This window comes from Ralstonia sp. 24A2 (genome assembly GCF_051783885.1).
Lineage (GTDB): Bacteria > Pseudomonadota > Gammaproteobacteria > Burkholderiales > Burkholderiaceae > Ralstonia.
Window position 1 is genome coordinate 631904 of record NZ_JBPVZD010000002.1, and the last position, 9785, is coordinate 641688.

At 66.2% G+C, this 9785-nt stretch carries 9 protein-coding genes; 5 read left to right on the plus strand and 4 right to left on the minus strand.

What is annotated here, in order from left to right; all coding sequences use genetic code 11:
• Positions 1–11: 11 nt before the first annotated feature.
• Positions 12–617: a 5-formyltetrahydrofolate cyclo-ligase gene (locus ACS13N_RS07760; RefSeq protein WP_438931114.1), complete on the minus strand. Its 606-nt coding sequence runs from the start codon at positions 615–617 to the stop codon at positions 12–14.
• A 42-nt stretch (positions 618–659) separates the two neighbouring features.
• On the opposite strand from ACS13N_RS07760, the gene ACS13N_RS07765 reads away from it, so the two are divergent.
• The 4 genes from ACS13N_RS07765 (at position 660) to ACS13N_RS07780 (ending at position 6044) form a co-directional block, all read left to right on the plus strand.
• Complete coding sequence (locus ACS13N_RS07765) at positions 660–2633, plus strand: transglycosylase SLT domain-containing protein (RefSeq protein ID WP_438931115.1); 1974 nt, start codon at positions 660–662, stop codon at positions 2631–2633.
• Positions 2634–2839: 206 nt separating this feature from the next.
• The gene (locus tag ACS13N_RS07770; protein WP_438931116.1) at positions 2840–3844 is read left to right on the plus strand and encodes a complex I NDUFA9 subunit family protein; all 1005 of its coding nucleotides are present in this window, start codon (positions 2840–2842) and stop codon (positions 3842–3844) included.
• A 218-nt stretch (positions 3845–4062) separates the two neighbouring features.
• On the plus strand, positions 4063–4752 hold the full coding sequence (locus tag ACS13N_RS07775) for a glutathione S-transferase family protein (protein ID WP_438931117.1): 690 nt from the start codon (positions 4063–4065) through the stop codon (positions 4750–4752).
• A 59-nt stretch (positions 4753–4811) separates the two neighbouring features.
• Positions 4812–6044, plus strand: coding sequence for a multifunctional CCA addition/repair protein (locus tag ACS13N_RS07780; protein ID WP_438932809.1), 1233 nt, complete (start codon positions 4812–4814; stop codon positions 6042–6044).
• 6 nt (positions 6045–6050) lie between these two features.
• Here ACS13N_RS07780 and ACS13N_RS07785 read toward each other — a convergent pair whose 3' ends face one another.
• Positions 6051–6608 carry a TetR/AcrR family transcriptional regulator gene (locus ACS13N_RS07785; RefSeq protein WP_438931118.1) on the minus strand — a complete coding sequence of 186 codons (558 nt, stop codon included), beginning with the start codon at positions 6606–6608 and terminating at the stop codon, positions 6051–6053.
• 89 nt (positions 6609–6697) lie between these two features.
• On the opposite strand from ACS13N_RS07785, the gene ACS13N_RS07790 reads away from it, so the two are divergent.
• Entirely contained in the window at positions 6698–8035 is a 1338-nt protein-coding gene (locus ACS13N_RS07790; protein WP_438931119.1) for a protoporphyrinogen/coproporphyrinogen oxidase, read from the plus strand.
• 24 nt (positions 8036–8059) lie between these two features.
• On the opposite strand, the gene ACS13N_RS07795 is transcribed toward ACS13N_RS07790, so the two are convergent.
• Together ACS13N_RS07795 and ACS13N_RS07800 are read right to left on the minus strand one after the other, a co-directional pair.
• A complete protein-coding gene (locus tag ACS13N_RS07795; protein WP_438931120.1) occupies positions 8060–8965 on the minus strand; it encodes a glutamate/aspartate ABC transporter substrate-binding protein in 906 nt (301 codons plus the stop codon).
• A gap of 81 nt (positions 8966–9046) precedes the next feature.
• Positions 9047–9785, minus strand: a 739-nt coding sequence (locus ACS13N_RS07800) for a 3-keto-5-aminohexanoate cleavage protein (protein WP_438931121.1), incomplete at its 5' end; no start/stop codon positions are given.

Here is a 9785-nt window from a genome sequence, read left to right on the forward strand (position 1 = left end):
CTGCGGGAGAGTTAAAAGACACCACGCTCGGTGACGATGCAATCGAGTGCGATGTCGTGTGGTTGCGGTGCGATGGATTCCACCCGGTTCACCTCGAACGCCACGCCGATGGTGCGCGGGCGGTGGCCGGCGGCGTGCAGCGCGGCGAGTGTGCGGTCGTAGAAGCCGCCACCGTAGCCGATGCGATAGCGTTGCGCATCAAAGCCGACGCAAGGAATCAGCAAGGCATCGGGCGTTTCCATCTCACCCGAGCGGGGGATGGGGATGTTGTACGCGCCGGGCGTCATTTCACAATCAGGCGTCCATCGCCGAAACTGCAGGGGCGAAAACTTGTCAGTCACCACGGGCAGCAGCGCGTGGCGCGTGGCATCCGCCGTCAGCCAATGGCCCAGCACGGTCAACGCGTCGAACTCGCCCTGCGTTGGCCAGTAGGCAGCCAGGCGCTTGACGGCCAGCCTGCGCAGCAGGTCGGCCAGGTGATGCGCCAGCGCGGCATCGTGTGCGATGCGGCCAGGCAGTACGGCCCGCGCATCGAGCAGCATGGCGCGCAGGGTACGGCGGGATTCGATCCGCGTGGTCGGATTTGCCGGATCGTGCGGGTTCCCTAAGGCTGACATGGGATAATTCAGCGACCTAACAGTGATTGGATGGGGTAGGAGATGGCATTGAAGGGCAAGGCAGTATATCGCGCGGTGGCGCTGGCTTTTGCAGGGGTGATCGGCATCGGCGCGGTAGGCCCGGTGGCGCTGGCCGCACCGGCCAAGCGGCAGGCGCCGCAAGGCATTCCGGCCAATCCGGACGACGCCTTCGTCGAGTTGCGCAACGCCGCGCGCCGCAACGACGTGTCGCGCAGCTGGGAGCTGGCTGACAGCCTGTCCGACTACCCGATCCCATCCTACGTGCAGTATTTCCGCATCAAGCCGCAGTTGTTCGACACCAGCGGCTATGCGCGCACGGATGCGCCGGAAGACGAGATCCGCTCGTTCCTGCAGCGCTATCAGGGCGACGCCATTGCCGACCGTTTGCGCAACGACTGGCTGCTCGTGCTCGGCAAGAAGCGCGACTGGGCCACCTTCGACGTTGAATACCCGAAGTTTGTGTTGAAGGACGACACGCAGGTCGAGTGCTATGCCCTGCTGTCGCGCGCGATGAAGGGCGGAAGTGCTGCAACCGGCGTGGCCGCCGATGCGCGCAACACGCTGGCTGACCCGAAGGGCTATGGCGAAGGCTGCGTCGACCTGATCGGCTATCTGGTCCAGGCCAATCAGTTCACGCGGGCGGACGTGGCCTTTGCGGCGCGCCTGTCGCTGGAGCAGAACCTGGTGACGCAGGCGTCGCGCATTGCGGCTGTGCTGCCCGAGGGCGACCGTGTGGACAACGACACGCTGGCCAACGTCACGCGCATGGCACGCAATGATCCGTCGCAGGCCACGGCGTATCTGATGGCGCAGAGCGGCGGCCTCTCGCGTGAAGAGCAAGGCGCGGGCTGGGGCGTGATCGGCCAGTACGCGGCCAAGAAGCAGACGCCCGACGCGCTGGATGCCTACCGCCGCCAACTGACACTGGGCGGCGATGCCTGGCTGTCGGACGATTCGCAGGAGTGGCGTGTGCGCACCGCCCTGCGCGCGGGCGATTGGAAGATGGTGCGCCAGGCCATCGACAAGATGCGCCCCACCCTACGCGATCGTGATCCGGCCTGGACGTATTGGTACGGCCGCGCGCTCAAGGCCGATGGCGGCAAGAGCGGTAACGACGACGCCAACAAGCAATTCCAGTCGATCGCCGGGCAGTTCAACTTCTATGGCCAACTGGCACAGGAAGAACTCGGCCAGCGCATCACCGTGCCACCCAAGACCACCGTGACGGACGCCGAGATCGATGTGATGGGCCGCAACCACCCGGGCTTCGGTCGTGCCAAGCGCCTGTATGACCTGAACCTGCGCTTCGAGGGCAACCGGGAGTGGAACTGGGAGCTGCGCAACATGAGCGACCGCGAGCTGATCGCCGCGGCGGAATACGGCCGCAAGCTCGGCCTGCTCGATCGCACCGTCAACTCGGCCGACAAGACCCGTGCCGAGCATGACTTCTCGCTGCGCTTCCCCACGCCGTTCCTCAACGTGGTGCAGCGCAACGCCGATGCCGTGGGGTTGGACATCGCCTGGGCGTATGGCCTGATCCGCCAGGAGTCGCGCTTCATCATGGATGCGCGCTCGTCGGTGGGGGCGTCGGGCCTGATGCAGGTGATGCCGGAAACCGCCAAGCGCGTGGCCAAGAAGATCGGCCTGCCGGGCTTCCGCCCCTCGCAGATGAGCGACATCGACACCAACGTGCTGCTGGGCACGAGCTACCTGTCGATGATCCTGACCGATCTCGATAGCTCGATGACGCTGGCCACCGCTGGCTACAACGCAGGCCCGGGCCGTCCGAAGCGCTGGCGCTCGACGCTCACGCGTCCGGTGGAAGGCGCGATCTTCGCCGAGACGATTCCGTTCAATGAGACGCGCACGTATGTGAAAAACGTGCTGTCCAACGCGACGTATTACAGCGCGCTGCTGACCGGCCGCCCGCAATCGCTGAAGGACCGCCTGGGCAAAGTCGGACCGGAGGCAGTGACGCCGGACGATCTGCCGTAAGTGACGTCACGTAGGCGACGCAGCCGTCATCCGCGTCATGAAAACGCCCGCAGCAATGCGGGCGTTTTGCTTTTGGGATGAGCGTTCTTGCGATCACAACGGTGCCGCGCGCAGCACATCGTACCGGTACGCCTTGGGGGCGGTCGCCTTCGGGATGTATTGTGGTGGAGCCCCCCTGTCCCTCTCCCCCGTCTTGGAGATGCACCATGCACACCTCCAATCTGCTCGTCTTTGGTGGTACGGGTTTCATCGGCACGCAACTGCTCTCGCGGCTGGTGACCGAAACCTTTGCCGCGCCCGGCCTGCCCGAGGGCCGGGTGATCGTGCCTACGCGCGATGCCGAATCCGCCCGGGCCCACAACCTCACGCTGCTGCCGCGCGTGGATGTGATGGACGCCGACATCTACGCCGACGACGCCCTCGACGCGCTGTTCTTGGCGCTCACAGAACGCGGCGGCAAGCACTGCGCGGTCATCAATCTCGTCGGCGTGCTGCAGGACGAACGCGTGATGCCCTACGGTCCCGCATTCCAGCGCGTACACGTTGACCTGCCTCGCCGTATCGTCGCCGCGTGCCGCCGGCACGGTGTGAATCGGCTGCTGCATATGAGCGCACTGGGTGCAGACCCTGCCGGCCCGTCGATGTACCAGCGCAGCAAGGGCGACGGCGAACGCGTGGTCATGAACAGCGAGCTGGACTGGACGGTGTTCCGCCCGTCGGTGGTGTTTGGCCCGCAGGATCATTTCCTCAATCTGTTCGCACGCATGCAGCGCATGGCGCCGTTCGTGCCACTGGCCTGTGCCGATGCGCGCTTCCAGCCGGTCTATGTGGACGACGTGGCGGCAGCTTTCGTCAATGCGCTCGACAACGCGACCACCATTCGGCGTGCGTATCCGCTGGTCGGCCCGCGTGTGTATACGCTGGCCGAGTTGATGCGCTTTGCCGGACGCGCCAGCGGCCACCGGCGCTGGATCGTGCCGTTGCCTGAGGGGCTTGGCCGCATGCAGGCGGCGCTGTTTGAGCACCTGCCCGGTGCGCCCATCTCGCGCGACAACCTGGATTCCATGCGCGTGGACAACGTCAGCATGGAGCCCGTTGCCCCGGAGCTCGGCATCCACCCGCTCGGCATGGAGGCCGTGATGCTGCCTGCGCTGGCTGGATTCGGTCCGGACGCTGGGCTGAGCGCAGCACGCGCCCGGGCGCATCGTTAGCGTCGCCGGCGACGCTGCACGCCGCGCTTGTGAGGCGACCTAACAACCGTAGCCAATCCGTTTCATTTTGTCGCGCTGCAACGCAGGGCTAGAATGACCTGTTCGCCCCACGCTGCAGCCCCGCTTTCCATCGCCGACAACAAGAGCGTCCCGGTGCGCCGGCGTGACACAGGCGAGCTCCCACAATCATTGCTGTGCACTCTCCAAGGACGGGAATCATGAAACTGGTCATCGGCAACAAGAACTATTCGTCGTGGTCGCTACGCCCGTGGCTGCTGGCCAAGCAGGCCGGTATCCCGTTCGAGGAGATTCGCGTGCGCCTGCTGAGCGAAAGCTTTGCCGCCGACGTGGCACGCCATTCGCCCGCCGGCCGCGTGCCCGTGCTGGTCGACGGCGACATGAACGTGTGGGATTCGCTCGCGATTTGCGAGACGCTGGCCGAGCGCTTCCCGCGCGCGCAGCTGTGGCCGGCCGATCCGAAGGCCCGCGCGCACGCCCGCTCGATCTGCGCTGAGATGCATTCCGGCTTCGGCAATTTGCGCAACAACATGCCGATGAACGTCACGGCCATGCTGCCCGGCATGGGCTGGAACGTGGCCGTGCAGCGCGACATCGACCGCATCGCGCAGATGTGGACCGAGCTGCGCCAGAAGTACGCATCGGAAGGCCCGTTCCTGTTCGGCCACTTCACGGTGGCAGATGCGTTCTACGCACCGGTGGTCAGCCGCTTTGCCACCTACGGCGTGCGCCTGCCTGAAGCCGCCAAGGCCTACGCCGACCACGTCCTCAACCTGCCTGCGATGCAGGAGTGGATCGACGGTGCCCGCGCCGAGCACGACTTCCTCGCTGACGACGAGCCGTACCGCACCGCGCCGGACGAGGAAACGCTGGTCGCCGCCAATCAATGACGGAACGCGCGATACAAACTGCGCAGACTGAGGCGATCGTCGATCCAGCCACACATGGGTTGGAGGTGTATGCCGTGGGAGGCGCGATTCGTGATGCGCTGCTCGGGCTGCCCGTGCAGGATCGCGACTACGTGGTCGTTGGTGCCACACCGGAGGACATGGAGGAGCGGGGGTTCCGTGCCGTTGGCAAGGACTTCCCGGTCTTCCTGCACCCGCGCACGCAGGCCGAGTACGCCCTCGCCCGCACAGAGCGCAAGACGGCGGCTGGCTACAAGGGCTTCTCGGTCTACTACGCGCCCGACGTCAAACTCGAAGACGACCTGATCCGCCGCGACCTGACCGTCAACGCGATGGCGCAGCGCGTGGCGGAAGACGGCGCGCTGGCCGGCCCGGTTATCGATCCGTACGGCGGGCAGGCGGATCTGGCTGCTCGCACGTTCCGGCATGTGTCGGATGCTTTCGTGGAAGACCCGGTGCGCATCTTGCGCCTGGCGCGCTTTGCGGCGCGCTTTGCCGACTTCCACGTTGCGCCCGAGACCAACGCGCTGATGCGGCGCATGGTGCAGGCAGGTGAGGTCGATGCACTGGTGCCCGAGCGCGTGTGGCAGGAAATCGCCCGCGGGCTGATGGAGGCGCACCCGCAACGCATGTTTGCCGTGCTGCGTGACTGCGGTGCGCTGGTGCGTCTGCTGCCCGAGCTGGACCGGCTGTGGGGCGTGCCGCAACGTGCCGACTATCACCCCGAAGTCGACACCGGCGTGCACACCATGATGGTGATCGAGACCGCCGCCGCCATGGGCGCCCCGCTGCCGGTGCGCTTTGCCGCGCTGGTGCATGACCTCGGCAAGGGCACCACGCCCGAAGACATCCTGCCGCGCCACATCGGCCATGAAGAGCGCAGCGTGCCGATGATCGAGGTGGTCTGCCAGCGCCTGCGTGTGCCGACGGATTGCCGGGAACTGGCATTGGTTGTGGCGCGCGAACACGGCAACATCCACCGCAGTGATGGGTTTGATGCGACGGCGCTGGTGCGCTTGTTGGAGCGCTGCGACGCGCTGCGCAAGCCCGAGCGTTTCCGTCTGGCACTGCAGGCGTGCGAGGCCGATGCACGTGGCCGGCTGGGGTTTGAAGATCGCGCCTATCCGCAAACGGAGCGCCTGCTGCGCGCTCTGCAGGCGGCATCGTCCATCGATGCCGGCGCCGTTGCCAAGCGCTACGCCGACAACCCGGCGCACATCAAGCAGGCCGTGCACGTGGCGCGCATCGAGGCGGTCACGCAGGCGGGCATCTAACGCGACTCAGCTCGGCTCGGCCAGCGCGGCCAGCCGCTGCGACATCGCAAACAACTTCAGGAAGAACGCACGGAACGCCTCGGGATCGGGGCGTGCCGTGGTCTGCTGCGCGCCGATAAAGCACAGGTGCGCGATGCGGCCCCAGAATGCGGCGTCCTCCGGTGCGCCGCCGTCCAGGCTGCATAGCGAGGTGGCAAAGGCCAGCCGCAGGGCATCCACACGCTGCATAGTGTCGGCCACCAGCGGCTCGCGCATCGCCCAGGCGCGGATGGCAACTTCGCGCTGCGGGTGCATCGATGCCGCCACGTCGAGGTAGCGCATGAGTAATGTCTCGGCGGTGTCGCCAGGCTGGATGAGCGAGAGGATGCTGCCGGTGTAGGTGCGCTCCCACTCGGCGAGCAGGCTGCGCACGTAGTCGTCGCGGCTGGTGAAGTGGTGGTAGAACGCGCCACGTGTCACGTTCAGGCGACGGGCGAGGCGCTCCGCGGAAATGCCGACGGCACCCTCGATGTCGAGCAACTCGAAACCGGCTTCGATCCAGTGCGCGCGGGTGGTCTTGGGCATGGTGGCGTCCTTGGGGCAAAAACTGACAGGCTGTGTAGGGTGCGCAGCCGGCCGGTATTGTAGGCGCCGTCATCTCCTTCTTCCTTGCCATGCGACATTTCATCGTTGTGGGTGCGGGCATTGCCGGGCTGAATGCTGCGCGCCGTCTGCAGCAGGCCGGCTGCTCCGTCACCGTGTTGGAAGCGGCGCGCGCGCCCGGCGGGCGTATCCGCAGCGTGCCCTTTCACGGCCAGACCATCGAGTGCGGCGCGCAGTTCGTGTCGTCGCGCTACCGCTATGTGCTGCCGCTGCTGCAGGAGGCAGGGCTGTCTTCTCGCTTGCGCAAGACTTCGGCGGTGGCGGCCATGCAGCGCGGGCCGGTGTTCCATGCGGTGCACAGCAAGCGCCCGTGGACGCTCGGCACCAGCGGCCAGCTCACCTGGGGCGAGACCTGGCAGATGCTGCGCGGTGGCCTCGCTACCGCGCGCGAGGTGCGCGGTGTCGACCCGAGCCACTACGCCAGCCTTGCCGCGTTGGACGATGAGGATGCACAGGTCTGGAGCACACGTGTGTTCGGCGAGGCTGCTGCGCGCTATTTCTTCGAGCCGATGGTCCACGGCCTGTACTTTCATCGGCTGGCCGGCACGTCACGCGCGCTGCTGGGTGCGCTCACGGCCTTCAACGGTGCTGACACGCTGACGGTCGATGATGGTTGGCAAGCCTTGCCGCGTGCGATGGCCTCAGCGCTCGACGTGCGTTACGGCGCGAATGTGGAGCAAGTCAGCGAAACGTTGGAAGGCGTACGCCTGTGCGTGAACGGGGAATGGCTCGATGCTGATGGCGCAGTGCTTGCCGTGCCGGCGCATATCGCACGCGCATGGTTGCCACAGACCAGGCTTGGAGAATCTGCCGTGCTGGATGCGCGCTACGCACCGAGCGTGCATGTGGCACTGGGGCTCCCGCCGTCGTGGTCGGCGCCCAAGGTGTTCCAGCCGGTGTACGGCGCGCTGTTTGCGCCGGTGGAAGGCAGTCCGCTGGCCGCACTCACGTTTCAGCAAGGGAAGGCCGCCGGCGATGGCCCGATCGTCTGCGCGATGCTGGGCGAGCGGGCAGCGGCAGAGGCCGGGCATTTGAGCGATACAGCGCTGGTGCGCTTTGTCGTGGAGGCGATGGCCGCGCACCTGCCTGGCATCGACCGGGCCGCGGTGTCGACACATCTGCAGCGCTGGGAGGCAGCCGAGCCGCGCTCACCCGTGGGCCGCGCACGTGCGGTTGCTGCCTACCGCAATACGCTCGGGCGTGATCGCCGTGTCGTTCTGGCGGGAGACTACCTCGGCAGCCCCTGGACGGATGGCGCCGCAGAAACCGGCCACTGGGCCGCACAGCACTTGCTGGCGGCCCGCATGCTGCAACCGGACCACGCGGCGCTGGCCCGCGCCATTGCTTGATCCATCTGACGTGGGCGCGTGCGCTTACTCGAACGGCGTGTCGTTCGGGTTGGCGTACAGCGCCTTCAATTGATCGCTCATCTTGAAGTTGAAGTTCAGGCTCTTGGGCGGCACCGGTTTCTCGAACCACTTGGCATAGAGCGTGTTGATCTCGCCGCTCTTCATGATGCCGGTGAGCGTGTCGTCCACCAGCTTCTTGAACTGTGGATCATCCTTGCGCAGCATGAAGCCGTACGCCTCGAACGACTGCGGCGTGCCGGTCACGACCCAGTCGCCGGGTTTCTGTGCGAGGGTGCGCGCACCGGCCAGCAGCACGTCATCCATCATGAACGCCGCCACGCGGCCGCTTTGCAGCGTGAGGAAGGATTCCCCATAGTCCTTGCCGCTGATGACGTTCATTTCCATCTTCTTCTCGTCGTTCATCTTGCGCAGGATGCGCTCCGACGTGGTGCCCGCGTTGGTGATGACCGACTTGCCCGCCAGGTCCGGAAAATCCTTCACGCCCGAGTTCACACCCGTCAGCAGGCGTGTACCCGCGATGAAGAAGGTGGTCGAGAACGCCGTCTGCTGCTCGCGCGACTTCAGATGCGTGGTCACCCCACACTCCAGGTCCACCGAGCCGTTCTGCACCAGCGACGTCCGGTTCTGCGAGGTAACCGGAATCTGCTGCACCTGCAGGTTGGGCTTGCCCGTCTTCTGCTTGACCGCGTCGATCACGCGCGTGCACAGGTCCGCCGAGAAACCGATGATCTTGTTCTGGCTGTCGCGGTACGAAAACGGAATCGACGATTCGCGCACGCCGATCAGGATGGTGTTGCTGTCCTGGATCTTCTTGAGCGTACCGTCGGGTGCCTGCGCCTGTGCGCCGACCGCAAACAAGGCGGCCAGCGCCAGCGGGATGGATCGAATACCGCGGGTGGTCAAACGCATACTTCCTCCAATGGTTGTGTGACGCGGCCTTGTGTGTGGCCGTCTGATCGGTGGCTTCGTGGTGATGAATGCGAAAGAGACCTAGCGGCCGAACCAGGCGCGCAGTTCCGCCGCGCTGGCCAGCGGGCGATGCAATGCGTCGAGGTGGCCTCGCAGGTTGGTGATGAGCGCCGCGTTGTCGGGCGCGGTGCTGCCGTCGGGCAGCATCATGTTGTTCTCGAAGCCCAGGCGGGCATGGCCACCGAGCAGCGCGGCCGTGAGCGCGCATTCGGCTTCGCGCGGGCCGAATGCACACATCGCCCATGGCACGTTGGCCGTGACCTCGCCGCCGTCGGCCCAGGCTTGCAGGAAGGGCAGCAGATCCGACGGATCCGAGCGCTGCCCCGCCGAGTAGCGGCCGAGCACGAACAGCACCCAATGCGGTGTATCAGGCAACACGCCGCGCGCACGCAAGTCGCGGTAGCGCACCACGTCATCGGCGGAGTACAGGATGTACTGGATGGCCGTGCGCGCCGCGGCAAGCTCGCCAAAGAAGCGCGCGGCTTCCGCTTCGTGCGCAGCATCGGGCACCAGCTCGCGCAGTGCGGCGGAGATGGCCTCCGGATGCAATGTCCGCGCCGATGCCATCTGTTGTTGGGGCGTGTAGATGCCGACCGCTTCCGTGGTGATCTGGAGCACCAGTGCATCGCCCACGGCCTGCTGCACGGCGGCGATGGCCGGGCGGTAATGGTCGGGTTCGAGGCTGTGCATGCCATCGGGGCGGCGCACATGCAGATGGAGCATCGCTGCGCCGGCCTCAACGCACTGGCGCGCGCAGGCG

Excerpts from the sequence above, each read along its gene's own strand:
- ACS13N_RS07765 (WP_438931115.1), top strand. The coding sequence starts at position 660 with ATGGCATTGAAGGGCAAGGCAGTATATCGCGCGGTGGCGCTGGCTTTT.
- ACS13N_RS07790 (WP_438931119.1), top strand. The coding sequence starts at position 6,698 with ATGCGACATTTCATCGTTGTGGGTGCGGGCATTGCCGGGCTGAATGCT.
- ACS13N_RS07785 (WP_438931118.1), bottom strand. The coding sequence starts at position 6,608 with ATGCCCAAGACCACCCGCGCGCACTGGATCGAAGCCGGTTTCGAGTTG.
- ACS13N_RS07770 (WP_438931116.1), top strand. The coding sequence starts at position 2,840 with ATGCACACCTCCAATCTGCTCGTCTTTGGTGGTACGGGTTTCATCGGC.
- ACS13N_RS07775 (WP_438931117.1), top strand. The coding sequence starts at position 4,063 with ATGAAACTGGTCATCGGCAACAAGAACTATTCGTCGTGGTCGCTACGC.
- ACS13N_RS07760 (WP_438931114.1), bottom strand. The coding sequence starts at position 617 with ATGTCAGCCTTAGGGAACCCGCACGATCCGGCAAATCCGACCACGCGG.
- ACS13N_RS07795 (WP_438931120.1), bottom strand. The coding sequence starts at position 8,965 with ATGCGTTTGACCACCCGCGGTATTCGATCCATCCCGCTGGCGCTGGCC.